Genomic DNA, 23006 nt, shown 5'->3' with positions numbered 1-23006 from the left:
GTACGCTGCCTTTGTGGCGGCTCAGACAGTTTGCCGCTTCTTTCGCACAGGCCTGCAAAGCTCTGATCCGAAACGATTGCAATGTCACTTGCAAATAGCCTCGGAGCCTTGCAACAGTACGAAGCTGCTGCAATTACAGCATTGGCAGTTCGGAATAAACTGTGCTGAATAATTACAATTTTATTTTGAAGGATGTACCTGAACTCAATGGGTTGCATACCACCGTTTCGGAAAGGTTTTTTGGGGCATGGACAGTGTTGTATGGGGTATTATCGTTGGTTTTTTTCTGGGGAGTTTCGGTTATATTCTTATCCGCTTCATTATATCTCCTGTGTTCCAGTACAGAAAACTTAAGAAAAAGATAGCCGAAGATCTTAAAATCATTGAAAGGAGTTCAAGGAAAGACCGCTTAAACAGAGCAGACCTCAAACGGGCTGACGGACTCCGGCTGCACGCCAAAGCCCTTATCCATCAGATGGAGCTTGTGCTGCCCCTCTGGTTCAGGCTTTCCCTTGAAAGACAGAATGAAAATCCCCTTGAGGCTGCTTCAGAGATGATGACGCTTTCCGGAATCAGGACACCGGAGCATATGGAAAAAAGAATTGAAACGGTTCGCAGGCATCTGCGGCTTCAGTCTGACTAGAGGAGGCGGCCAGAGGCGTATCTTCTCTGTCTGCGGCCCCATACGAAGCCAAGGAAAAGACCTGCGAAAACAAGACCGCCACCGATGAGAAGGGTTTGGTTTCGGGTCTGTGTACGCAGGACAATGTTTTCATGGAGCAGAGTATCCCTTTCTTTTTCAAGGGTCTCTGCTTTTTCTTTGAGATAAAGATAGCCTGCTGAATCCTTAGTGAGCTGATCCAGTTTTTCCCGGGTCTCATCCAGCAGGGTTTGGGTTTGGGAAAGGGCTTCTTTCAGATCTATGCCCTCCTGTTCTGCTTTTTCCCATGCAGCATAGGTGCTGGTAAACCGTTCCGTGAGGTCCCGGTTTTCTTCTTCAAGTCGAAGAACCTGTTTTTTTAGAGGAAGTTTCCGGGTCAGGTACCTGCTTAATACCCAACCGTTTGTGGAGGCTGAATCAAGGGTCTGGACAAGGGACCATCCATCATTTTCCTCCAGAACCTTTACAGGATGCCCGGACTCAATGAACCGAAGAATTCGGTGTGCTGTGGTGGGGCCTCTCCGTATGCTGATTTCAAGGGAATCTGTCACATAAGCCTGATCTGCAAGGAGCAGACGGGGGGTGCATGGGGCCATAAGCAGCAAGGTGAAAAAGAAAATAAAGTAACGCATGAAATTCCGTCCTTATGGGAAAACCTGTATGGCAGGTCGTCTGGAAAAAGTGATGTTATTTTTTTGTCGCTGATCACATTTCAGAGACGCGGCAGAATCAGATGAAGGCCATGGACATTGCCGTTGATTGTTCTGGTTCGATTTTATATCTGGAAATGATATAAATGTAAATCTGCATCCAGCCTCCCCGTGTTTTCCCTATCGTCAGCTGCCCCCCTGGTCTTAGGATGCCAGCTGAAAAGTCAGGAAAATGCCGCCAGGAGGGACTGAATATTGAATAGAGATCTTACGGGTGTTTTATATTTTCTGGTTACTACCCTGACTCAGCATAGCCTGCTGGCCAGATTGTTGTCAGGTCCATGGTGAGAGCTTTCATGCGGGCAGGCGCAAGGCCTGCCCCTACGAATGGTTTTTACGGCCCCTGTTTTGTAGGGGCACCCTTTACGGGTGCCCGTCAACAATCGCAAAATCTGGACATGTAATTTCCATGGCTTAAAGTTTCTATGGATGAAAGAGAGTGATAATCAGATTATATTTTGTTTGCAGTTCTGGTGTACTTTTTGCTTTTTTCAGAATGATTGCGGCCGGGAAAAAAACGGAAATATTTTATGAAAGCCATGAACGAAAAATTTTCTTTTGACACCATTGCTGATATCCATTCCTGTTTTCAGGAGAAGTTTGGTATCCCAAGGCAGGCAGGTCTTGCCCCATCCGCCTTTGCTGAAATCCATATGCGGCCTGAGTATGCTTCGAAGGAGGCCGTCCGGGGGCTGGAAAATTTTTCCCATATCTGGGTTCTTTTTGTTTTTCATGCCCACCTCGGAGCGGGCTGGAAGCCTGGCGTAAGGCCCCCGCGTCTGGGAGGAAACAGGCGTATGGGCGTTTATGCCACCCGAAGTCCTTTTCGTCCCAATCCCATCGGTCTTTCCGTGGTGAGGCTGGACAGGGTTTTGGTAAATCATGAGGCCGTGGTTCTTTTTGTCTCTGGCGGAGATTTTGTGGACAGGACACCTGTTCTGGATATCAAGCCCTATCTTCCCTATGGAGATGCCGTTACGGATGCTTCCGGAGGTTTTGCTACGGATTCTCCCGTATCCTGCCTGGAAGTTTTTTTCGCTCCGTCCGTCCATGCACAGTGCAGGGCCGATGTCCTGGCGGGCAAAAGGGATTTAAGGCCCCTGATTTCTGAAATCCTCTCCATGGACCCGAGGCCAGCTTACTCCAGACGATCCGGCCCCTTTGGAACCAGGATCGCCGGGTACGAGGTGCGGTGGTTTTTCAGGGAAAAAGGGGTAGAGGTGACAGAGCTTTTTCCCCTTTAAGCCGGATTGAATACCCTTTATGGGATGTTTGTTTTCTGGCAGACCGGCGATTTTCTGACAGCGTGCCACTGTTTTGGGCTGTTCAGACGGACCGCATAGAGTGTAGATGCACAGACCCCAGGCTATTTACCCGTGACGGAATCCGGCACTCAAGCTGAAAAGCTCAAGCCCTTTACGGGAGCAAAAATGCCTATGGATCTTGAGTGCCGGATTCTTAGAGCATTTTGCCTTGTGCGGAAGCGACAAAAACTCTCCGCCACAGGCAGGATACGCTTTTTGATTACCATGGCAGACTTCAGTTCGCTGCCTTTGTGGCGGCTCAGGCAGTTTGCCGCTTCTTATTAGCACTACGGCACTCAAGCCTGTAAAAGTCTATTGTTTTTCTCGCAGGCTTTGGATTTATGGCTTGAGTGCCGGAATCCGAAACGACTGCAATGTTACTTGCAAATCGCCACGGAGCCTTGCAACAGTACGAAGCTGCTGCAACTATAGCATTGGCAGTTCGTAATAAACTGTGTTGAATAATTGCAAATACACATTTAGTGAGGCTATGGTCCGGTTTTTGCTTTTTGATAGGCAAAGGAAAAAAGGTGGCCCGCCGGGCACCTGCTGGGGTCTTGAAAAAGACCCTGTCTTTTAACGGAGGCCCCAAGGAGGAAGTCTGTCATGGAGATCATCGGTATTGATGTTGGATTTGGATTCACAAAAGTTACCAACGGCCGCAAGTCTTTATGTTTTAAGTCGGTTCTGGGAGAAACAACGGACATTCAGTTCTCAACCGGTCTTGGCAACAGGGAGATTGTGGATAATCTCCATGTCAGTGTGGATGGTAAAGGCTATTTTATTGGTGATTTTGCCATTGCCCAGTCTTCAGTCAGGCAGTTTACCCTGGATCAGGAGCGCCTTCTGGAAGATTTTCTGCCGGTTCTCTCACTGACGGCGGCGGGTCTTTTTGCTGAAACGGGTATTACCCTTAATGTTGTGACAGGGCTTCCCGTTGTTTTTTTAAAGCAGGATTATGAAAAAATGATAAAAGCCATGTCCGGTAAGCATCAGCTTGTGTATCACTGGCCGGACGGGAGTCGTGAAAGTCGTGATGTCACGATTCATGCGGTACAGATTATGCCACAGCCTCTGGGCACGGTTTTTGGTGTTCTCATGGATGAAAATGGTCGCCTTGTGAATCGGGGAATGGCGGATAAAAAAATAGGTGTGGTGGATATTGGCTTCAGGACCACGGATTTTCTTGTTTTTGACCGCATGAGTTATGTCGAACGCAGCAGTTCAACGGTGGATATGGGCATGTCCCGAAGTTTTATGGCCATATCAGAAAAGCTCAAGAGGGAATCCGGTGTGCAGGTGGAACTGTATCGTCTGTATGAGGCCGTGGAAAAGGGCGCCATACAGATCCGGGGTAAAGAGTATCACATTGCCAATCTCAGGGACCGGGTTTTTGCAAGGGCGGCGGAAGAGCTTGCCGGTGAAATTGGTCGTTTGTGGTCGGATGAATGGGATATGCACGGGGTGATTCTGACGGGCGGCGGAAGTCAGGCGCTTGCCTCTTTTCTTGCTCCGAAACTTGAAATTCCCGTGCTTCCGGCCCTTGAAAAGGTGAGCGATCCAAGATTTTATAATGTGGACGGATATCTCCGCTTCGGGAAGAGCCGGTGGCGAAAAACTCCTGTTCCTTTGCCTTCCACCACAGCCTCCCCTGCTTCAGAGCCTCCTGTGACACCATCCAGTGCTGCTGGAAAATCATAACCCGACGGGAGCGTTACGGGCTGTATGGTACAGAAACGATTACTCTGCATCACCCTGACTGATAAGGACAAAGTAAGGCCGTGCTTGATTGATGCTTCCCATGGCTGACAGATAGAGGCTGGCCAACTGCCTTATAAAGGAATCACGTCATGCTGAAAATGAATGCACATCTGGTTCTCATCGTATTGGCTGTCCTGCTTTGCCTGCCCATCACCTCCAGCCATGCGCAAAATGAGGATCTTCGCACGTTTAAGACGACAGAAGGTGGTGCAGAGATGATTGCCCTGCACCACCCTGCCTGATAAGGACAAAGCCAGGCCATGTTTGGTTGATGCTTTCCATGGCTGACAGACAGACGCTGGCCAACTCAGGCCCTGTATGTTTCCCGAAGCGTCTTTGCCGCGTTCACCATGGCCCTGAGGGACTGTTCCGCTTCTTTCTGGCTGCGGGTTTTGAGACCGCAGTCCGGATTGACCCAGAGCTGTTCCGGCCTGAAGGTGGAAAGCAGGATCTCAAGCCGTGAGAGAATTTCTTTTTCTCCGGGGATGAGGGGCGAATGGATGTCATAAACGCCCGGTCCGATATCCCTTGCATAGGGGCTTTCCTTCAGCTGATCCACAAGGGAGAGGGCGCTTCTGGAGGCTTCAATGGTGATGACATCCGCATCCATGGCATCAATGGCTGCAAGGATATCCCCGAACTCACTGTAGCACATGTGGGTGTGTATCTGTGTGTCCGGCCTTACCCCATCGTGGCAGAGCCGGAAGGCATTGACCGCATGGTCCAGATAAGCCTTCCAGTCCTTTTTTTTCAGGGGCAGCTTTTCCCGCAGGGCCGCTTCATCAATCTGTATGACGCCGCATCCCGCAGCTTCGAGGTCCAGAACCTCTTCACGTATGGCCAGAGCCAGTTGAAGCAGGCACTCCGTACTTTCCACATCTTCCCGCACAAAGGACCAGTTGAGGATGGTCACAGGACCGGTGAGCATGCCTTTTACGGGCTTTTTTGTACAGTTTTCCGCAAAGCGCCAGATGTCCACGGTCATGGGACCGGGGCGGCGCACATCCCCCACAAGGATGGGAGGCTTGACGCAGCGGGTTCCGTAGGACTGCACCCATGCATTTTCTGTAAAAACGAAGCCCTCCAGCTGCTCTCCGAAGAATTCCACCATGTCATTGCGTTCAAACTCGCCATGGACCAGCACATCCAGCCCCATGTCATCCTGAAGCCTTACGCATTCTTCCGTGCGGTTTCGCAGAAAGGTTTCATATGTGCTTTGGTCCACTTCCCCTTTGCGGTGACGGCGGCGCATGGCACGGATTTCCTGTGTCTGGGGAAAGGAGCCGATGCTGGTTGTGGGAAAAAGGGGCAGCCTGAGACGGTTCTGCTGGCAGCTTTTTCTTGTGTCGGCATCGGGCATGCGCCGGAAAGACTGGCCCCGGAGGCTGCTGGTTTTCTTGCGGACATCCGGGATGATCCGGCCGGGGATTTTTTCAGCCTCCCCAAAGCGTTGCTGGTTGCGGATAAGGAGGGAGTGCTTTTCCGGGTTCTTTTCTGAAAAAAGGATTGCAAGCTCCCCCAGTTCATCCATTTTTTCTTCGGCAAAGGCCAGAATTTCTTTGATTTCATGGGAAAGTGCGGTTTCCGGTGCAAGGGAATAGGGCAGGTGCAGCAGGGAGCAGGAGGGGGCAAGCCATATGCGTTCTTCGGGCAGATGTTTTGACATGCGGGAAAGGAGGTCAAGGCTTTTTTTGTAATTGTTCCGCCATACATTGCGGCCGTTTACTATGCCTGCCACCAGTATTTTATCTTCAGGAAAGCCGTCACTTTCCAGCTTCAGGAGGTTGTCCGGGCCCTCCACAAAGTCCATGCCGATGGCCTGAACGGGCAGGGAAGAAAGGCTGTCATATACCCTGGTAATGTCACCGAAGGCGGTCTGCAGCAATATCTTAACACCGGGATTTCTTTCACCAAGGCTCTGGTAAAGGGAATGGAAGAGGGCTTTTTCGTCCGCATCCATGTCCAGACACAGACAGGGTTCATCCAGTTGTACCCATTGTGCTCCGGCATTTCCAAGGGCTGAAAGCAGTTGGCCGTAGGCGGGGATGAGGCCTTGGGCACATGCTTCAGCCGAAGTCTCTCCGCTGAAGCGGGTCAGGCGCAAAAGGGTATAGGGCCCGGTGAGCATGGGCCGGGTGAGCAGGCCTGCGGACAGGGCCTCCCTGAATTCCGTGAGGGGTTTGTGCCCTGAAAGCCCGATGCGGCTGCTCTCGTCCACTTCGGGGACCATATAATGGTAGTTGGTAGTGAACCATTTTTTCATGGCAAGGGCACTGGCCTGGTATCCGTTTTTTTCGTATCCCCTTGCCATGGCAAAGGTGCGGATCAGGGGATCCTGGGGCAGGGTGGCAAAGCGTTCCGGTATGAGGCCGAAGAGAAGGGCCGTATCCAGCAGGGTATCGTAAAAGGAAAAATCATTGGATACGGGAAAATCAATTCCTTTGCGGATTTGTTTTTCCCAGTGAGTTTTTCGCAGGGCCCTTGCCTCTTCATTGAGGTTCTCGGGGCTGATTCTGTTCTGGAAATAGCTTTCCGTGGCCCTTTTGAGTTCGCGGTTACAGCCGATGCGGGGGTAGCCGATGATGGTGGTTTTCAATTTTGCTTCTCCTTTATTTTGTTATTTTTATATCAAGATATATTTATATCTTGAATTTTGCAAGGCAAATGTTGCTGTCCGGTCCATGGTGTTAAAAAATGAAGGAAAAGGAAGGGTAACTGTTCAGCACCGTTTATTCTGAACTGCCAATGCTATAATTGCAGCAGCAGCTTCGTACTGTTGCAAGGCTCCGTGGCTATTTGCAAGTGACATTGCAATCGTTTCGGATCAGAGTTTTGCAGGCCTGTGCGAAAGAAGCGGCAAACTGTCTGAGCCGCCACAAAGGCAGCGTGCTTAAAGCCTGCCATGGTAATCAAAAAGCTTATCCTGCCTGTGGCGGGGGGTTTTTGCCGCTTCCGCACAGGGCAAGAAGCTCCCGAATAAGATTGCGTCACGGGCAAATAGCCTGGGGCCTGTGCATCTGTCTGGAAGTTATGGTATCTGGAAAACTGTTCTGAATAATTACAAGGAAGGAATGATTTTTTAAAGAATAAAATCAGATATCCAAAGTGAAAAAAGACAATAAAAAAACTTGCGTGTACAAGGTATCTGGCTTATATCCCCTTGAATCATATACGCATAGCTGTGCCGGGTCTCTGCCCGTATTGTCAAAGGATGTGTATGCTTTTGATGCAGGGGTGCGGGGTTGTTCGGGTGGATGCAGGGAGTTGCCGTTCTGGTTTCTTCCTTATGATGCATTGCCTGAAGGCACAGTGAATTGTCATTGAACCTGAACATTTGCCGGTGGTTTTTTGAACTTGAAATCGTCTGTTTTTTCCCCGGTGCAAACAATCATGGGAGATCTTTATTATGGAAGCATGGCTGGACAGGCTGGAAAACTGGGTGGATATTGCCGGTGGCTTTGTGTGGGGTGCGCCGCTGCTGGTGCTTCTGGTGGGGACGGGGATATGGCTGACATGGGCTTTGCGGGGGATTCAGGTTTCCGCACTCATGCATGCCCTGTATCTGGCCCTGGTCAAGCGTAAGGAAGATAAGAAGGAAGAAGGGGACATTTCCCACTTTCAGGCTTTGATGACGGCCCTGTCTGCCACCGTGGGAACGGGTAACATTGCCGGTGTGGCCACGGCCATAGCCATTGGCGGACCCGGTGCCCTTTTCTGGATGTGGGTGACGGGTGTTCTGGGGATGGCCACCAAGTATGCAGAGGCCGTACTTGCCGTGGCCTACAGGGAAAAGGATGAAAAGGGGGAAATGCGTGGCGGTCCCATGTACTACATTGCCAAGGGTGTGGGCTGGAAGTGGATGGCTGTGCTCTTTGCCCTCTTTGCCAGTATCGCTGCCTTTGGAATCGGCAATATGGTGCAGTCCAATTCCGTGGCGGATGCGGTTCAGTCCACCTTTAATATCCCCGTGTGGGTAACGGGCCTTGTGCTCATGGTTCTCGTGGCCACGGTGGTGCTTGGGGGCATTAAAACCATCGGCCGGGTGACCAGTGTGCTGGTTCCTGTGATGATCGTTTTTTATATGCTGGCTTCCATTGCCGTACTCCTGCTTTTTGCCGATCAGATTCCCGCAGCCTTCGGCCTGATCTTTACCCATGCCTTTTCTCCAATTGCTGCCACCGGTGGTTTTGCCGGTTCCGTACTCATGCTGACCATTCGCATGGGTGTGGCAAGGGGGGTCTTTTCCAATGAATCCGGCCTCGGCAGTGCGCCCATTGCCGCTGCTGCCGCGCAGACGGGCCATCCCGTAACCCAGGCCCTTGTATCCATGACCCAGACCTTCATTGATACCCTTGTGGTCTGCACCCTGACAGGGCTTGTGCTTATCCTCACCGGTGCCTGGTCTTCCGGAGCAACGGGTGCCTCCCTTACCGCAGGGGCCTTTGAAATGGCCCTGCCGGGCCTTGGATCTTATATTGTCACCATCGGCCTGATCCTTTTTGCCTATTCCACCATGCTGGGCTGGTGTTATTACGGGGAAAAGTCCATTGAGTATCTTTTCGGTGAAAAGGCGGTTCTGCCCTATCGGGTGGTCTATGTGCTTTTCGTGGCCATCGGTGCCACGCTCAAGCTGGAACTGGTCTGGGGTCTTGCCGATGTCTTCAACGGCATGATGGCCTTTCCCAACCTGATAGCCCTTCTCATACTGACACCTGTGGTGGTTCGATATACAAAGGAGTATTTCGAGGAAGTTCGTTCCTGATTCTCCGAAGCTGTGTCCATGGGGCCGGATCTGTGCTTTTGCGCCTTGCTGTTCAGACTGAAAAGGAAAGTCCTTTTGTAGGGACAGGACATTGAAAACCGGGTACAGGAGTACAGTCCGAATGTTTTTCTTCAGGCCTGCAGATCCCTGACAGACGGGAAAACTGCTGAATCGTAACAGGATTTATTGCCTCTGCTCTGTTTCTTATCCTTGCCAAAGTACCGGTTTTTTTGAGATAGTAGAGGGAAGTATGAACAACGTCTGAGAAGATCCGGTTTTCTGGCACTCAGTGAACCGGTAAAATGAATGATCCGGACAGACCACAAAATGCCCTTTGAACCACTGGACCAATAAACCTTGTTTTTTTTGGGGGAGCAGGCCACTTTTTCGGCTTACTCCCCCTTGTCTTTGATTTTAGGCTTGCGGTGAATGGCTGTTTTTATTAAACAGGTGTTCAATAGTTTGCTGGAGGGAAAAATATTGAGAAAAAGACAGAATGCCCAGGAAAGAAAACCCGTGATACTGGATGCTTTTTATGATGCGATCCGGGAAGAGGGAATAGAAAATGCCTCCGTTGCCAAGGTGGCAGCGCGGGCAGATATCCATCCCAGCCTTGTGATCCATTATTTCGGCACCAAAGAGCAGATGCTCATGGAACTGGTGGACCGGGTACTGGAAGTGTATGGACAGCTCATCGGCCGCCTGCCCAAGGACGGGCCTCCGGAGCAGCGTCTTCTGGTAATTCTGTCCACCATATGGGGCCCTTCCTGGTATGGGGCCGTTGCCCTTTCCGTGGTCTATTCCTTTCTGGCCATTGCCCGCAGAAACAGGGAAGTGGCAAGGCGGGTGGATCATCTGTACGGGAGATACCGCCGCTTTCTGGAGCGGGAAGTCCTTGCGGCAAAGAATGCGGGTATCATCGGCGCTGGGGATGTGTCCGGTGCCGTATCGGCCCTGCTGGCCCTAAGTGAAGGTTCCCATTATTTCAGGCATCACCTTGGAGACAGCGAAGAACATCACAGAAAAGCCATGATTCGTGCGGCCCTTGCCATTCTGGATGCCGGCCCTGAAACACTGGCTCTATACGAAGGAGGTTTTGACTGTGGCGGAGTGGACAGCCCTTAAAAACATAGATCCCCATTGTTTTGCCTGTGGTCAGGGCAATGCCCACGGGCTGCATATGCGTTTTTTTTCCGATGGAGAGCGGATCCGGTCCCGGCTTGTCATCCCTGAGCATCTCAGGGGCTGGCATACACTGGTGCATGGGGGCGTACTGGCCACCATACTGGATGAAGCCATGAGCTGGGCAGCCATCCATCTGACCGGCCATTTTATTCTGACCCAGGAAATGACCGTACGTTTTAAGAGGCCGGTACGTATTGAGGAAGAAGTCCGGGTGGAAAGCGCTGTGGCGGAACGGATTTCTCCCAGAAAGGCCCTTTTGAAGGCGGAAATCCGAAACAGTTCCGGAGAGGTCTGTGCGGAAAGCTCCGGTGTTTTTGCCCTGTTCACGGCAGAGACCTTTACACGGATGAATCTTGTGCCGGAGAATATGCTGGATGCCATGAACGAAAGCATGTGGAGGAGCGCATGAAATCCCTTCTTTTTCTGGCGGGGCCAAGGGCTTACGCACGTATTCGCAGTCAGGGTTTTTCTGTAGCCGATGTCCGGCTGGTTCTGGGGGCTTCGGGGGCGGCCAAATGGCTGGGTATCCATGGGCTGGATACGGCGGTTTTTGGTGATTTTCTTTCGAAGGCTTCCCATCCCGTTCCCCTGTTCGGAACCAGTATCGGCGCATGGAAGCTGGCCGCAGCAGCAAGGAAAGATGCAAGGGCAGCCTTTGATTTTCTGGCCCATGCTTATATTCATCAGTTTTACAAAAAACCTGTGCGCAGGCGTCATGTGGATCAGGAAGCCCTGCGCATTGTGGATGCCTTTTTGCCGCCGGGGGCTGCCAGAGAAATCCTTTCCCACCCTGTTTTCAGGCTGCATCTTTCCGTTATCCGGTGCCGGGGGGGGCTGGCTTCGGAAAATCCTTTGGCTCTGGCCTTAGGCCTGGGCATGGCCTTTACCGTTAATATGAAGGGCCGGGATGCCTATGTCAGGCGGTTTGAGCGGGTGGTTTTCCATGATCCACGGGAAGACAATCTGGTGCAGGGAGGTTTTCAGGGGGTAACACCTGTACCCCTGGCTTCGGAGAATCTGCGCTCGGCCCTGCTGGCCACGGGCTCCATTCCCTTTCTCATGAGCGGCGTCTCCGGGATTCCCGGTGCGGGAGCCGGGATTTTTAGGGACGGTGGACTTGTGGATTATCATCCCCTGCCGCCCGGTCCCGTGGAAAACGGCATTGCCCTTTATCCCCATTTTTATCCTGAGGTGGTACCGGGCTGGTTTGATAAAAAGAATATGAAGCGAAGGGCTTCGGCCTCGGAGCTCAGCGATGTTCTTTTGCTTGCCCCTTCCCCTGAGTATGTGGAAAAACTGCCCTATGGACGGATTCCTGACCGCAGGGATTTTAAAAAATTTGAAGGCGATGATGCAGGGAGGCTGCGTTTCTGGAAAAGGGCCGTGGCGGAAAGTCAGCGCCTTGGAGAGACCTTTCTTGAAGCATGGGAAAAGGGGCGCATTGAAGATCTGGTGCAGCCCATTGCGGAGTAAGAGCAATTGTTAAACACAAATTCAGGAGGCATTATGCAGGAAATCAAGACGGTGCTCATTGTGGGCAGTGGCACCATGGGGAGAAAAATTGCCTTTTTAACGGCAGCGGCAGGTTTTGAAACCCGGATTTATGATATCAGTGAGAAGGCCCTTGCCGATGCGCAGAAGGGGGTAGAGCGTATTGTCAGAAGGGCCGTTGCCAGAGGGGCCATTGCGGCTTCGGAGGAAGAGGGTGTTCTGGCGCGTATCTCTTCTTTTACGGACATGGCCTTAGCTGCAAAGGATGCGGATTTTATCAGTGAATCCATACCCGAAGATCCTGCCCTCAAAGGGCGGGTTTTTGGTGAACTGAACAGGCTGTGCCCGGAGCATGCCATCTTCACCACCAATACCTCTTCCCTTATGCCCTCCATGTTTGCCGGGGCCACAGGCAGACCGGATCGCTTTGCTGCCCTGCATTTCCATAATCCCGAAGTGGACCGCATTGTGGATATCATGCCCCATCCCGGTACCTCAAAGGAAACCATGGCAGCCATACAGGATTTTGTGAAGGCCATCCGTATGATTCCCATTGAAATGCACAGGGAAAATCCGGGCTATGTCTTTAACTCCATGTTCATGTCCCTGCTGGGTTCAGCCCTTACGCTGGCGGCAAGGGGGGTTGCCAGCCCTGAGGATGTGGACCGCTCATGGATGGGTGTCATGCAGATGCCCATAGGCCCCTTTGGCATGATGGATCAGGTGGGGCTGGAGACCGTCTGGAAAATTACCGATTACTGGGCTTCCGTGACAAAGGCTTCCCAGGCAAAGGCCAATGCGGCGTATCTTAAGCCCTTTGTGGATGAAGGAAAGCTTGGGGCCAAAACGGGTACGGGTTTTTATTCCTATCCGGCTCCTGCCTGGGGACAGCCCGATTTCCTTGAAGGCACACAGGCTTCCGGCTGATTTTTTTTGGGTTTTTAATTAAATGGATGTTCATTTGGCTTTGTGGGAAGGGTCTTTTCTTTAAGGGAAAAGGCCCTTTTCATATTCTGCATTTTGGCCGGAGACTTTCGTGGCAACGGTCAGGGATGGCATGGTATTTCAATGCCGGGTCAGGTACTGGATCAGGCAAATTTTTGACAACGTACCCCCATTGAGCTACCTTTATATAAATTAAGTAAAAGGAGGCAGACATGGGTAAAACATCCAGCATAAGAGCCAGAATAGAACCCGATTTAAAGAGCAGAGCTGAGTATATATTCAAACAGCTTGGGTTGACAACTACGCAGGCAATTACCTTGTTTTATAAGCAGGTTGAATTAAAAAATGGCTTACCTTTTGATGTAGCTATTCCTGACGATGTTACACGCAGGACTTTTTCCGATACGGATGCGGGACGAGATTTGATCATATGTAAAGATGCTGACGATATGTTCAAAAAGTTAGGTATCTGATGCGGACTCCAGTATATACAAAACAGTTTGAGCGTGATGCTAAACTGATGAAAAAGCGTGGGAAAAATATAGAAAAATTGAAGATGATCATCCTCGCTCTGCTTGCGGGGGAATCACTGGATGGTATTCATCGTGACCACAAGTTAATTGGCAATTGGAAGGGCCGAAGGGAGTGCCATATTGAATCCGACTGGTTGTTAATATACCTGTCAGAGCCTGATCGCATTGTTTTTGAGCGGACTGGAACCCACTCTGATTTATTTCAAAAATGAGGGTTGTCAGCCCGCTATCAGGCATGGACGCCGTAAAATACTCCTTATTTATGGGTTTATTGAAAGCCAGGTGGAGTAGCTGTGGTAAGAAATATATTTCAAAAAAATAGGTTTCGTCGAATTTCCCAGATTCTGCTGGATGGCAGTCCTGAAAAGGGGGAAGGGGAAGTGCCTCTGGCTGCGGAGGGCAAAGAAGCGCTTTTGCTCTGGGATGCAAGACCGGGTGAGGTCTTAACCGTAAAGGCTCAGGATGGCCGTTTGTTCAGGGCCCGCCTGCTTGGAACAAGGGAAAATATTGTTTCTGCCCATTGTTTTGAGGATCTGGGGCCTGCACCGGAAGAACCTTTTTTGCATCTCTGTCAGGCCCTTCCGGAGAAGGAGCGTTTTGAGCTGGTTTTGGAAAAGGCCACGGAACTGGGGGTGGATGCCATCCATCCCTTTGTTTCACGGCGTTCCGCAACCCTTGAAATGCGGGATGCAGGGCAGAAAAAATCCCACCGCTGGCCCCATCTTCTCCGAAAGGCATCCCGGCAATGCCGCAGGCCGGATATTCCCATGCTTTTCCCCGTAAAGGATTTTTCATCCATCCTTGATCTGGCTGCCAGCGCCGGACTCTGTCTGGTGCTGGATGAAAGGGAAAAGCAGTTTTCCTTTAGCAGGGCCCTGTCTCTGTATCAAAGCGGTGATATTGTGCTGGTGGTTGGACCCGAAGGGGGGCTGGACAGGGATGAGGTGGCTGCCCTGCGGGCTGCATCTGCTCAGGCGGTGACTTTGGGAACCCGGATTCTAAGAACTGAGACCGCTGCTATTGTAGCTGCTGCATTGATACAGCACTGTTTACCCTGAAATGAGTTACTAAAGAGCAGCTCACGCCCTGTTAGGGCATCTTGTTGTAGAGTAACTTGTGCCGGATTCAAACTCATTTCGGTCAGTGATGGATAATTGACCATTTTTTAAGATTTTGATTTAAAAGAGCTAAATTTAAGTTGCTCAGAAGCAGCTCACGCCCTGCTAGGGCGTCTTGTCGTAGAGTAACTTGTGCAGGATTCAAACTAATTTCGATCAGTGATAGATAATTGGCCATTTTTTAAGCTTTTGAATTAAAAGAACTAAATTCAAGTTACTCAGAAGTTCAAAACGCACTCGACAGAATAGTTTCTGTGTCAGGCTTAATGACAATGATCAGGTATTTTTATCTGCGTCGAGTGGGAAATGATCTTATTCGTATGGCAGTTTTTTTTTAATTATGGTTGTTACCAGTGAGGTCTGAACGCACTGGATAAATTACCCGTTGTTGCTTCAGATTTGGCGACAGCAATCAGGCTGTTTTACCTGTTTAGAGCGGAGGATGAATTTTTTTATCATATTTATATTTTGAAATTATATTGTAATTAACACTGATGATTATGTTGATTTGGGTTTGTTTTTTTATTGCATTTAGCTTCTAGGTTTTTTATTAATCGAAGTATTCTTCTATCCCTTTTTTTTCTACCAAAGAAATCAAACCAGCTGGAGATGGGGATCCATTCATGATTGGCGTAATGGCCTTTTAAATCAATGATGATTGCCTGAAGTTCGTTTTGCTGATTTGTTTGTAGAATGATATTTTCTAGATTAAAATCAAAGAGCCGGATATCCAGATCACAAATATGATGCATAAGATCTTTTACTGCTTTTAGCAGTGCAGAGGGATTCCATTTGTCAGGATGCTGAATCGCTTTTGCCAGTGTTGGTGAAAGGGATCCGTCGGGATCCCTTATGGCCTCAGCCATGAGCCCTTTCCCGAATTGGGTTTCTATAATACCGAAGATGCGGCTTAGGCCAGAAACCTCTCCATGGGCTTGCACTATTTCTTGATAATGGCGATATTCCCACTTATTTGGTGTTATATTATATGGAGTACCTTTTTTTTCTATTTTAATGATAATATTTGGATTGGATGGGTGGAGGTAGCAGATGCGCATTCCACCTTTACCTATGCGAAGGTTTTCATTGAGTAAAATAAAATGGTTTTGCATGGAGTCTGCTTTGCTGTTTTTTAAATCAATTTAATAAAATAAGTAAAACGCCCGGCTTTGCAAGGGGGCTGTAGCATGGAGTATGTCTTTACACTTTTTGACGGAGTTTTATCAAGCTTTTTGACGGAATCTTATTAACTAGTGAGCATAAGGATGGCGCCTATGATAAGGGAAAACCGTAAATGGCCCAGAGTCTATTTTTCCGTAAAGGATGAGGTGGCCGGTGAAATCCGGGCGAAGGAAGAGCGTATTTTCTGCGCAAACGTTCTGAATATCAGTGAGGGTGGCCTTGCCCTGAGTTTAAAAACTGAATCGGAAACCACCTTTAAACAGGGGGACCGTTTTCAGTTAAAAGCATTGAAGGGAAAGGACATGCTGGTTCTCACGGCACCTGCGGTGATGGAGGTGCGCTGGGTAACGGTTTATGAGGGCTTTGAAAGAACAGGGATTGGCTGTGCCTTCCTTTATATGATTCCACCGGACAGAAACCGTATCCGGCGCTTTATGGAAATGTGCTGAAATAAAAAACCGCCCGGAAGGGGCGGTTTTTTATTTCACATTTTTTTTTCACGCCATGGGCTCATGCCTCTGACCAGAAGGGCGACATCTCCCTTAGGCGTTTGACAATGGGCGGGAGTTTTTCAATGACCGCATCCATTTCAGCCTCTGTGTTGTAGATGCTCAAGCTGAAACGGATGGTGCCGTGGGCTGCCGTATGGGGAACGCCCATGGCCCGGAGTACGTGGGAGGGCTCAAGGGAACCCGAGGTACAGGCCGAGCCGGAAGAGGCACAGATACCATACTGGTTCATCATCAGGAGGATGGCTTCTCCCTCAATGTATTCAAAGCTGATGGAGCAGGTATTGGGCAGACGGGCATCCAGATCTCCGTTGACAAAGCATTTGGGGATACGGCTGAGAAGTTCCTTTTCTAAGCGGTCCCGCATGGCCCTGACCCGGGTGTTTTCTTCGGCCATCTTTTCTTCGGCCAGAAGGCAGGCCCTGCCCAGACCAATGATGGAGGCCACGTTTTCCGTGCCTGCCCTGCGGCCATGCTCCTGATGTCCGCCCACAATGAAAGGCGTAAAGGGCGTTCCCTTTCTGATGTACAGGGCCCCCACACCCTTGGGCGCATGGAGTTTGTGCCCGGACAGGGATAAAAGGTCAATGGGCATGGTTTTAAGGTCCATGGGAATTTTTCCCACGGCCTGCACCGCATCCGTATGGAAGAGGATGCCCTTTTCCCTGCAGAGTTTTCCGATGGCTTCCACGGGAAAGAGGGTGCCCGTTTCGTTATTGGCCCACATCATGCTGACAATGGCCGTATCTTCATCCAGACTTTTTTCCAGCAGATCCATGTTCAGTCTGCCCCGGTCATCCACGGGAATGGTGGTGATGCGAAAGCCCTCTTTGCCAAGCTTTTCAAAAAGGGCTTTGATGGCAGGATGCTCCACCGTGGAGGTGATCAGATGCTTTCTTTCGGGAAAGGCCCTGAGTGCGGCATGGACTGCCGCTGCGTCGGATTCCGTGCCGCAGCTGGTAAAAAGAATTTCATCGCTGCTTGCTGCCCCCAGAAGGCTTGCCACCTGCTGGCGGGCTTTTTGTATCTGACTGGCGACCTGACCGCCAAAGGTGTGCATGGATGAGGGGTTGCCATAAAACTCTGTAAAATAAGGGAGCATGGCCTCAAGGACCTCATCGGCCACCCTGGTGGTAGCATTGTTGTCCAGATAAACAGGGGTCATATTCAGGCCTCCTCCACCACAAGGTCATGGGCCACGAGGGTGCGCAGTCTGGCTTCCACGTGGTCTTTCAGGGTGATGCGGCTTCTGGAGCAGGTGGCGCAGGCACCCTGCAGGCGAACCAGTACCCGATTGCCATCCACGTCCACCAGCTCGATATTTCCGCCATCCCGCATCAGTGCCGGTTTGATTTCGATTTCAAGGGTTTCTTCTATTTTCCGGATTTTCTGGAGATTGGTCAGTCCGGCAGCCGGTTTTTTCGGCTCCATAATGGAGATTCCCTGACTTGCCTTGATGATATTGGAGATTTCTTCGTGGCAGTTGCCGCAGCCGCCACCGGCCTTGAGGTAGCCTGTGACATCCTCTAAGGTTTTCAGGCCCTTTTCCTTCACGGCCCGTTGGATGTCCACATCCGTCACGTTAAAGCAGTGGCAGACAATTTCTCCTTCCAGCACCTTTTCCGGCTCGCCCCTGTAGTAGGCAATGGCTTTTTCCAGAGCTTCCTGACCCATGACAGAGCAGTGAATTTTTTCCTTGGGAAGGCCTCCGAGAAACTCTGCTATGTTTTCGTTGCTGATGTTCTCGGCTTCCTCCAGGGTTTTGCCGATGATCATTTCCGTGAGTGCGGAGGAAGAGGCAATGGCACTGGCGCAGCCGAAGGTTTTGAATTTTGCTTCGGCAATTTTTTTATCATCTCCAAGGCGGAAGGTGAGTTTCAGGGCATCGCCGCAGGCAATGGAGCCCACTTCACCGATTCCGTCCGGATTTTCCACTTCGCCGACGTTTCTTGGGTTCAGAAAGTGCTCCCGAACCTTGTCTGTGTAATCCCACATACGTGTTGCTCTCCTATGGTTGTCCGCCCTTTGTCCGGGCAGGTTGGCAGTCCAGCTTCCTTATAACCCAAGAAAGTATAAGTACGGAATGAAAAAATGACAGGTGCACATGGGAAAAATCTCGGATCTTTTGAAAATAAAAGATATTATGGGGCATGTCCCGAAACAAGGGGGGCTGCAGCAGACGTTTTTTCAACAACTTTTTTTATTATCTGTGAACCTCTTCCCTACTGGATTCTTTGTCTGGATATTGTATAGTAATGTAAACAGATTGAAAAAAACCTTACAGTGGAGACCCTCACACAATGACGGAAACCATCGAAGCCCTGAAAAAAGAAATCATCCGCTGCCTTCAGCCCATGGATCCGGAAAAGGTTATTCTATTCGGAAGCCATGCTTCCGGGACAGCTACGGAGGACAGTGACATTGATCTCTACGTTGTCACAAAGGACAATTTTACCCCTGCCACATGGGAAGAAAAAAGAAAGCTGGCAAGGCGCTATTCCCGTTCCATACAGGATATCCGAAAAAAGTGGGGGATTGATCTGATTGTCCACACCCGCACCATGAGCGAAAATTTTGTCAAAGCCAACAGCTCTTTTTCCAGGGAAATCCATGAGAAAGGACAACAACTCCTATGAGTAATCCGAACAGGTGGATGGCTGTGGAATGGCTGAAAGCGGCAAAGGACGATATCATGGCCTGTGAACATATATTTCCCTGTGAGCATTTAAGCCATATCACCGCATTTCATGCCCAGCAAGCCATAGAAAAATCCCTCAAGGCACTTCTGGAATACCGATGTGGACATATCCCGAAACAGCACGATCTGATTACACTGAAAAACCGTATTGCACCGGACTTTCTTGAAGAACATGAAGACATGCTTGAAGATCTCAACGATATCTATATTCATGCAAGGTATCCGGGGGATCTTGGTCTGATGCCGGATGGCAAACCTTCCATGGAAAGCGCCGGAAAATTTCTCGAACTTGCCAGAAATCTTTATGCCATGGCAGAAGATCAGATCCGTTAGGGCGGTTTTGTGCCACTCCAAAATTTGAAGCTGCCCCCATAAACTCTGCTCTATACATATCGATAAAAAAAATTTGTAGGGGCAGGCCATCTGCACCATTCGGCCTAAGCAGGAATCAAGCAAAAAAGAGGTAAGGCTTGAACAGGATAGGTGCTGTTTTATTTGACAATTTTTTTTAAAGGAGGGGGGCATGATCACCGGACCCCATACCCGTTTTGAAGGCGGGGCGCTTTACAGATCCGGAAAGCTGGCTGTGCTGGATCTGCACGGATCTTTCCATGCCATGGGCAGGCAGTACGGCAGTCTTCTTGCCAACGAGCTGCAGGAACTCTACGGTCTGGCCATAGAAAATTATTTTCTGAAGGAAAAGGGCCTTTCTCCGCTTCTTATGGATCAGACGGCGGAGGCCCTTTATGCATTTTATCCCAAACGTTTCAGGGATATTCTTACCGGCATGGCAGAAACCTCAGGGCTTTCCCCCGGCCAGCAGCTCCGCCTCAATGCCCTTGAACTTTACGGCGTTCTGACCGGATGTTCCGGAATTTTTGCCTGGGGGGATTTTACAGGCGGTGGTCCCCTTGTGGCGGGCAGAAATTATGACTGGTTTGACTCCTATGCAGATTTTGCCCAAAAGCTCACCGTGGCTGTCTGGCATCCGGATTCCGGTATTCCTTCTGCCACCATCACCTTTGCCGGGGTTGTTTACATGACAACGGGCATGAATGCGGAAGGTCTTTTCATGGAGCTGAACAACGGGCTGCCTTCGGGCGGAGGCCTGACCTATACCAACCGGGTCCCCGCCATTGTCAGTCTCATGGGCTTTCTCATGGATTACAAGGGGATGGAGCCGGTGGATGCGGCCTTTCATTCCACCCGACCGGAGTTTACCTTTATTATCAATGTGGCCGATGCCAGCAAAGCCTTTGCCTATGAATGGGCACCCTTTGATATGAAGCGCCGGGACGGGGACAGCGATGGGCTGCTGGTGGCCACCAATCATTTTGTCCATCCTGCATGGGGGCTGGCCCTGCAGCCGGATACCGGATTTGAGTCCCCCCTGCGGAGGGAGAACCTGCTGAGCCTTGGTCACAGCCACAGGGGAAAAATGGATGTCAGCACCATGATGGCCCTTCTGGATATCCCCATGGATCAGGGCGGGGCCACATGGCCTGAAGAAGGAAAGATCCGTACGGTGTATCAGGTTGTGGCCGTCCCTGCGGAACGAAGCCTCATGGTGAAGGTGCCGGGATATCAGGACTGGACGGGTGTGGATCTGAAGCCTTTTTTTAATCTTGTAAAAAAATAAGTCATAGGCCAGCGGCAAAGCCTATGGCTTGAAAGCATGGAACCGCTCAAAGCGGTTAAAAAACAGGGGCCACCTGAACGGAACACCGAACTGGAGGGGATTCTCGCCGGACGGGGCGGATCTGGATCATCTTTTGTATGAGCGGAGCTGGCCCATCGACGGAGAACCGGGCCTGCGGATGAAGATCTGGCGGTCGGCCAGAGATTCCGGCGGCAACGCCTACGACACGGGCCAGACCATGCGGGACGAGGCCTATCTCTGGCTGGACAGCCGCTGGGGCCTGTGCCGTGGGTGTCAGGTATGGGTGACCAAGGGCGCATCCACCAGCCTCCCCACCTTCAGCAAGCTGGGAACCCCCCTGCGCCAGATCACGGCGGAAGAGCTTCGGGAAGAGGCCGGGCGGCAGGTCTGGGTGCAGCTTCGAAAAGACAATCATTTTCTGGATTGCGAGTGCATCGCTCTGGCTCAGGCCCTGTGGGAATGGCCCGGCGGCGGCGTGAATTTTCTTCAGAACATAAAAGGGGTCACACCCCTTTTCGCTTTATCTCAGTCCCTCCGGGATCATGATGCCGCAACCCGACCCCGGAACCGATCCATAAACAAAGCCCCTGCATCTTTTTTGGTGTGGGGGTTTTTTCGTGTCCTGAAGTGATCTTTTTCCCCCCTTTTCATAGGGTTATGGTATAAAAAACCATTGCCAGATACGCCGCAACTGAATTGCAGTTGCAAAAAGTGGGGCCGAATACAAAGGTCTCTTCTGCATATGGGAAAAAAAGAAAAACTTCTGAAAAAGGCTCTTTTCCAGACCCAGAAATTTTACATGGGATGAACTGGTTTCCCTTCTGAAAGCCCTTGGTTTTGAGGCCCTTCAGGGCAGCGGTTCCCGGTGTAAGTTTGTCCATAAAGAAACACAAACCATCATCAGTCTTCACAGGCCACATCCGGGCAATGAACTGAAAATGTATGCAATTGATCAGGTAATTGAAAAATTATCCGATATGGGTGAATCCGATGAAAGGTCTTTTTAAGTACAAGGGATTTTATGGCTCTTCCGAAATAAGCCATGAAGACAATGTACTGCATGGAAAAATTGAGTGCATCCATGATCTGGTCACCTACGAGGCGGAAACGGTGGAAGCACTGCGCCATGCCTTTGAGGAGGCGGTGGATGATTATCTGGAAACCTGCAAAATGCTTGGCAGGGAGCCGGAGCGTCCCATGTCCGGAACCTTTAACGTGCGCATCGGGGAAGAGCTGCACAAAAAGGCCTCCCTTGCCGCAAAGGGTTCGGGTATGAGCCTCAACGACTATATAAAGAAAACCCTTGCCGAAAAGCTGGAACTGCACATGCATTTTCACTGGAAGCATGAACATAAAAGGGGTCAGCCCCCTTTTACTAAAGGTGAGAATCAACACCCCCGGAAACTTCCTGCCAGATGACAAAGCCCCTGCATGCTTTTCGGTGCGGGGGCTTTGTCTTGTCCGCAGTATAGGCAGACCCCTTTCGCTTCAGGCTGAGCCTTGAAAGCCTTTTAAAGGACACCCTCGTTGCAAGTTATCTCATTTATTCAGGCATTGCGGAGGGACACCTTCATTCATCTTCCCGCAATTCCAGCCTGAATCCGGGTAATATCCGCATTCTGACTTTTCTGTAATTACCTGACCGCTGACTCCCGAAGGAATATAGCGAGAGAGGCCCTCACGGGGGATGTCCCTTTTCATCTCGCCTTTCATGCCTTCCTCAAATGCATTCCCGCAGTTAGCATAGGAGGGTACGAACAGAATCCAGTGTTTAATACCTTTACACCGGCAGGCATAATTCTCTTCAGCCAGTGCAGGCATGACCGCTGTCAATACCAAGCCGCAGGCGATGATCAGGACACAGGCAACTTTTTTCGAATCTGACTTCCACATTTTACTCATGATCGTTCCTCCCTGTTGGTTGTATGGTGAGATATCAGCTTGAGACTGCACGTTCCATGCCCTGATACAATACCCGCCCACGTATGGCCTTCCATGAAGTGCCTGTGTATCCCTACCCTGCTGCCCGCGCCCATTCTGTTAGCACCGCCAACAATCTTGGCAAACGAAAAGGCAGATTTGATCCGTTTTTGTCTCTGAACTCCGGGATCATAGCACCCCATGTCAAGTAAATATATACATAAAAGGGGGCAGACCCTTTTGCTACCTTTTACTACAACCCGGCCCCGGTACTGATCCATAAACAAAGCCTCTGCATCCTTTTTCGGTGCGGGGGCTTTTTGTGTGTCCGGGATTGATCTTTTTTCCGCCATTTTATAGGTTGGAAGCTTCGAAAGGGGCTTTTGCCCTTTTTCTTTCCTTTATGGGGTGATGTATGGGTGAAAGTCGGGTGATTTCCAGATTGGTAACTGTTCAGCACAGTTTATTCTGAACTGCTAATGCTGTAATTACAGCAGCATCGTACTGTTGCAAGGCTCCGTGGCTATTTGCAAGTGACATTGCAATCGTTTCGGATCAGAGCTTTGC

The 23006-nt window shown here is 50.4% G+C and carries 26 protein-coding genes; 19 read left to right on the top strand and 7 right to left on the bottom strand.

Features of this window, described 5'->3' with window-relative positions; translation table 11 throughout:
* On the bottom strand, positions 1 to 218 hold a 218-nt coding region (locus LZ24_RS17585; protein WP_222427589.1), incomplete at its 3' end, for a hypothetical protein.
* Between the two features lie 29 nt (positions 219 to 247).
* Between LZ24_RS17585 and LZ24_RS08765 the strand changes: the two genes are divergently transcribed.
* Complete coding sequence (locus LZ24_RS08765; RefSeq protein ID WP_144684632.1) at positions 248 to 643, top strand: hypothetical protein; 396 nt, start codon at positions 248 to 250, stop codon at positions 641 to 643.
* On the opposite strand, the gene LZ24_RS08760 is transcribed toward LZ24_RS08765, so the two are convergent.
* Positions 640 to 1293 carry a TIGR04211 family SH3 domain-containing protein gene (locus tag LZ24_RS08760; RefSeq protein ID WP_144684630.1) on the bottom strand — a complete coding sequence of 218 codons (654 nt, stop codon included), beginning with the start codon at positions 1291 to 1293 and terminating at the stop codon, positions 640 to 642. The genes LZ24_RS08765 and LZ24_RS08760 overlap by 4 nt on opposite strands.
* A gap of 608 nt (positions 1294 to 1901) precedes the next feature.
* Between LZ24_RS08760 and tsaA the strand changes: the two genes are divergently transcribed.
* The 3 genes from tsaA to LZ24_RS17210 all read left to right on the top strand — a co-directional run bounded on the left by tsaA (position 1902) and on the right by LZ24_RS17210 (position 4678).
* Positions 1902 to 2615 (top strand): tRNA (N6-threonylcarbamoyladenosine(37)-N6)-methyltransferase TrmO, encoded by a 714-nt coding sequence (tsaA, locus tag LZ24_RS08755; protein WP_246118563.1) that lies wholly within the window; start codon positions 1902 to 1904, stop codon positions 2613 to 2615.
* A 666-nt stretch (positions 2616 to 3281) separates the two neighbouring features.
* Positions 3282 to 4376 (top strand): ParM/StbA family protein, encoded by a 1095-nt coding sequence (locus LZ24_RS08750; RefSeq protein ID WP_144684628.1) that lies wholly within the window; start codon positions 3282 to 3284, stop codon positions 4374 to 4376.
* Between the two features lie 149 nt (positions 4377 to 4525).
* A complete protein-coding gene (locus tag LZ24_RS17210) occupies positions 4526 to 4678 on the top strand; it encodes a hypothetical protein (RefSeq protein WP_186443021.1) in 153 nt (50 codons plus the stop codon).
* A gap of 65 nt (positions 4679 to 4743) precedes the next feature.
* On the opposite strand, the gene metE is transcribed toward LZ24_RS17210, so the two are convergent.
* Positions 4744 to 7032: a 5-methyltetrahydropteroyltriglutamate--homocysteine S-methyltransferase gene (gene metE / locus LZ24_RS08745; protein ID WP_144684626.1), complete on the bottom strand. Its 2289-nt coding sequence runs from the start codon at positions 7030 to 7032 to the stop codon at positions 4744 to 4746.
* An 810-nt stretch (positions 7033 to 7842) separates the two neighbouring features.
* Here metE and LZ24_RS08740 point away from each other — a divergent pair.
* The 8 genes from LZ24_RS08740 to LZ24_RS08705 all read left to right on the top strand — a co-directional run bounded on the left by LZ24_RS08740 (position 7843) and on the right by LZ24_RS08705 (position 14410).
* Positions 7843 to 9198, top strand: a complete 1356-nt coding sequence (locus tag LZ24_RS08740; RefSeq protein WP_144684624.1) for an alanine/glycine:cation symporter family protein — start codon at positions 7843 to 7845, stop codon at positions 9196 to 9198.
* Between the two features lie 480 nt (positions 9199 to 9678).
* Entirely contained in the window at positions 9679 to 10323 is a 645-nt protein-coding gene (locus LZ24_RS08735; RefSeq protein ID WP_186443020.1) for a TetR/AcrR family transcriptional regulator, read from the top strand.
* The gene (locus LZ24_RS08730; protein ID WP_186443019.1) at positions 10301 to 10792 is read left to right on the top strand and encodes a PaaI family thioesterase; all 492 of its coding nucleotides are present in this window, start codon (positions 10301 to 10303) and stop codon (positions 10790 to 10792) included. Before LZ24_RS08735 ends, LZ24_RS08730 begins: the two co-directional genes overlap by 23 nt.
* Complete coding sequence (locus LZ24_RS08725; protein ID WP_144684618.1) at positions 10789 to 11856, top strand: patatin-like phospholipase family protein; 1068 nt, start codon at positions 10789 to 10791, stop codon at positions 11854 to 11856. The genes LZ24_RS08730 and LZ24_RS08725 overlap by 4 nt, the downstream gene beginning before the upstream one ends.
* 33 nt (positions 11857 to 11889) lie before the next feature.
* Positions 11890 to 12801, top strand: coding sequence for a 3-hydroxyacyl-CoA dehydrogenase (locus LZ24_RS08720; protein WP_144684616.1), 912 nt, complete (start codon positions 11890 to 11892; stop codon positions 12799 to 12801).
* A gap of 230 nt (positions 12802 to 13031) precedes the next feature.
* Positions 13032 to 13292 (top strand): type II toxin-antitoxin system RelB/DinJ family antitoxin, encoded by a 261-nt coding sequence (locus tag LZ24_RS08715; RefSeq protein ID WP_144684614.1) that lies wholly within the window; start codon positions 13032 to 13034, stop codon positions 13290 to 13292.
* Complete coding sequence (locus LZ24_RS08710; RefSeq protein WP_144684612.1) at positions 13292 to 13564, top strand: type II toxin-antitoxin system YafQ family toxin; 273 nt, start codon at positions 13292 to 13294, stop codon at positions 13562 to 13564. The genes LZ24_RS08715 and LZ24_RS08710 overlap by 1 nt, the downstream gene beginning before the upstream one ends.
* Positions 13565 to 13645: 81 nt before the next feature.
* The gene (locus LZ24_RS08705; protein WP_144684610.1) at positions 13646 to 14410 is read left to right on the top strand and encodes an RsmE family RNA methyltransferase; all 765 of its coding nucleotides are present in this window, start codon (positions 13646 to 13648) and stop codon (positions 14408 to 14410) included.
* A 545-nt stretch (positions 14411 to 14955) separates the two neighbouring features.
* On the opposite strand, the gene LZ24_RS08700 is transcribed toward LZ24_RS08705, so the two are convergent.
* On the bottom strand, positions 14956 to 15582 hold the full coding sequence (locus LZ24_RS08700; protein ID WP_144684609.1) for a YrbL family protein: 627 nt from the start codon (positions 15580 to 15582) through the stop codon (positions 14956 to 14958).
* 162 nt (positions 15583 to 15744) lie between these two features.
* Here LZ24_RS08700 and LZ24_RS08695 point away from each other — a divergent pair, with 162 nt between their 5' ends.
* A complete protein-coding gene (locus LZ24_RS08695; protein ID WP_186443018.1) occupies positions 15745 to 16101 on the top strand; it encodes a PilZ domain-containing protein in 357 nt (118 codons plus the stop codon).
* Positions 16102 to 16162: 61 nt separating this feature from the next.
* Here LZ24_RS08695 and nifS read toward each other — a convergent pair whose 3' ends face one another.
* Both nifS and nifU read right to left on the bottom strand, forming a co-directional pair.
* Entirely contained in the window at positions 16163 to 17326 is a 1164-nt protein-coding gene (gene nifS / locus LZ24_RS08690) for a cysteine desulfurase NifS (RefSeq protein ID WP_144684605.1), read from the bottom strand.
* A 2-nt stretch (positions 17327 to 17328) separates the two neighbouring features.
* Complete coding sequence (nifU, locus tag LZ24_RS08685) at positions 17329 to 18156, bottom strand: Fe-S cluster assembly protein NifU (RefSeq protein ID WP_144684603.1); 828 nt, start codon at positions 18154 to 18156, stop codon at positions 17329 to 17331.
* A 305-nt stretch (positions 18157 to 18461) separates the two neighbouring features.
* Here nifU and LZ24_RS08680 point away from each other — a divergent pair, with 305 nt between their 5' ends.
* The 6 genes from LZ24_RS08680 to LZ24_RS08655 all read left to right on the top strand — a co-directional run bounded on the left by LZ24_RS08680 (position 18462) and on the right by LZ24_RS08655 (position 21938).
* Positions 18462 to 18797: a nucleotidyltransferase domain-containing protein gene (locus tag LZ24_RS08680; protein ID WP_144684601.1), complete on the top strand. Its 336-nt coding sequence runs from the start codon at positions 18462 to 18464 to the stop codon at positions 18795 to 18797.
* Positions 18794 to 19192 carry a HEPN domain-containing protein gene (locus tag LZ24_RS08675; RefSeq protein WP_144684599.1) on the top strand — a complete coding sequence of 133 codons (399 nt, stop codon included), beginning with the start codon at positions 18794 to 18796 and terminating at the stop codon, positions 19190 to 19192. Before LZ24_RS08680 ends, LZ24_RS08675 begins: the two co-directional genes overlap by 4 nt.
* Before the next feature lie 190 nt (positions 19193 to 19382).
* Positions 19383 to 20498 carry a C45 family autoproteolytic acyltransferase/hydolase gene (locus tag LZ24_RS08670; RefSeq protein ID WP_144684597.1) on the top strand — a complete coding sequence of 372 codons (1116 nt, stop codon included), beginning with the start codon at positions 19383 to 19385 and terminating at the stop codon, positions 20496 to 20498.
* 28 nt (positions 20499 to 20526) lie between these two features.
* The gene (locus tag LZ24_RS08665) at positions 20527 to 21150 is read left to right on the top strand and encodes a hypothetical protein (protein WP_144684595.1); all 624 of its coding nucleotides are present in this window, start codon (positions 20527 to 20529) and stop codon (positions 21148 to 21150) included.
* Positions 21151 to 21328: 178 nt separating this feature from the next.
* The gene (locus LZ24_RS18005; RefSeq protein WP_144684759.1) at positions 21329 to 21526 is read left to right on the top strand and encodes a type II toxin-antitoxin system HicA family toxin; all 198 of its coding nucleotides are present in this window, start codon (positions 21329 to 21331) and stop codon (positions 21524 to 21526) included.
* Complete coding sequence (locus LZ24_RS08655) at positions 21510 to 21938, top strand: type II toxin-antitoxin system HicB family antitoxin (RefSeq protein ID WP_144684593.1); 429 nt, start codon at positions 21510 to 21512, stop codon at positions 21936 to 21938. The genes LZ24_RS18005 and LZ24_RS08655 overlap by 17 nt, the downstream gene beginning before the upstream one ends.
* Before the next feature lie 120 nt (positions 21939 to 22058).
* Here the strand turns inward: LZ24_RS08655 and LZ24_RS08650 are convergent, their stop codons facing one another.
* The gene (locus LZ24_RS08650; protein WP_144684591.1) at positions 22059 to 22421 is read right to left on the bottom strand and encodes a hypothetical protein; all 363 of its coding nucleotides are present in this window, start codon (positions 22419 to 22421) and stop codon (positions 22059 to 22061) included.
* Positions 22422 to 23006: the final 585 nt, after the last annotated feature.

Origin of the sequence: Desulfobotulus alkaliphilus (assembly GCF_007830435.1) — a bacterium.
Classification (GTDB): domain Bacteria; phylum Desulfobacterota; class Desulfobacteria; order Desulfobacterales; family ASO4-4; genus Desulfobotulus; species Desulfobotulus alkaliphilus.
The sequence above is the reverse complement of the archived record's forward strand: the minus strand, read 5'-3'. Positions and strand labels throughout refer to the sequence as shown.

Coding starts and splice junctions, on each gene's coding strand:
- LZ24_RS08765 (WP_144684632.1), top strand. CDS start 248: ATGGACAGTGTTGTATGGGGTATTATCGTTGGTTTTTTTCTGGGGAGT.
- LZ24_RS08760 (WP_144684630.1), bottom strand. CDS start 1,293: ATGCGTTACTTTATTTTCTTTTTCACCTTGCTGCTTATGGCCCCATGC.
- tsaA (WP_246118563.1), top strand. CDS start 1,902: ATGAAAGCCATGAACGAAAAATTTTCTTTTGACACCATTGCTGATATC.
- LZ24_RS08750 (WP_144684628.1), top strand. CDS start 3,282: ATGGAGATCATCGGTATTGATGTTGGATTTGGATTCACAAAAGTTACC.
- LZ24_RS17210 (WP_186443021.1), top strand. CDS start 4,526: ATGCTGAAAATGAATGCACATCTGGTTCTCATCGTATTGGCTGTCCTG.
- LZ24_RS08740 (WP_144684624.1), top strand. CDS start 7,843: ATGGAAGCATGGCTGGACAGGCTGGAAAACTGGGTGGATATTGCCGGT.
- LZ24_RS08725 (WP_144684618.1), top strand. CDS start 10,789: ATGAAATCCCTTCTTTTTCTGGCGGGGCCAAGGGCTTACGCACGTATT.
- LZ24_RS08720 (WP_144684616.1), top strand. CDS start 11,890: ATGCAGGAAATCAAGACGGTGCTCATTGTGGGCAGTGGCACCATGGGG.
- LZ24_RS08715 (WP_144684614.1), top strand. CDS start 13,032: ATGGGTAAAACATCCAGCATAAGAGCCAGAATAGAACCCGATTTAAAG.
- LZ24_RS08710 (WP_144684612.1), top strand. CDS start 13,292: ATGCGGACTCCAGTATATACAAAACAGTTTGAGCGTGATGCTAAACTG.
- LZ24_RS08700 (WP_144684609.1), bottom strand. CDS start 15,582: ATGCAAAACCATTTTATTTTACTCAATGAAAACCTTCGCATAGGTAAA.
- LZ24_RS08695 (WP_186443018.1), top strand. CDS start 15,745: ATGATAAGGGAAAACCGTAAATGGCCCAGAGTCTATTTTTCCGTAAAG.
- nifS (WP_144684605.1), bottom strand. CDS start 17,326: ATGACCCCTGTTTATCTGGACAACAATGCTACCACCAGGGTGGCCGAT.
- nifU (WP_144684603.1), bottom strand. CDS start 18,156: ATGTGGGATTACACAGACAAGGTTCGGGAGCACTTTCTGAACCCAAGA.
- LZ24_RS08680 (WP_144684601.1), top strand. CDS start 18,462: ATGACGGAAACCATCGAAGCCCTGAAAAAAGAAATCATCCGCTGCCTT.
- LZ24_RS08675 (WP_144684599.1), top strand. CDS start 18,794: ATGAGTAATCCGAACAGGTGGATGGCTGTGGAATGGCTGAAAGCGGCA.
- LZ24_RS08670 (WP_144684597.1), top strand. CDS start 19,383: ATGATCACCGGACCCCATACCCGTTTTGAAGGCGGGGCGCTTTACAGA.
- LZ24_RS08655 (WP_144684593.1), top strand. CDS start 21,510: ATGAAAGGTCTTTTTAAGTACAAGGGATTTTATGGCTCTTCCGAAATA.
- LZ24_RS08650 (WP_144684591.1), bottom strand. CDS start 22,421: ATGAGTAAAATGTGGAAGTCAGATTCGAAAAAAGTTGCCTGTGTCCTG.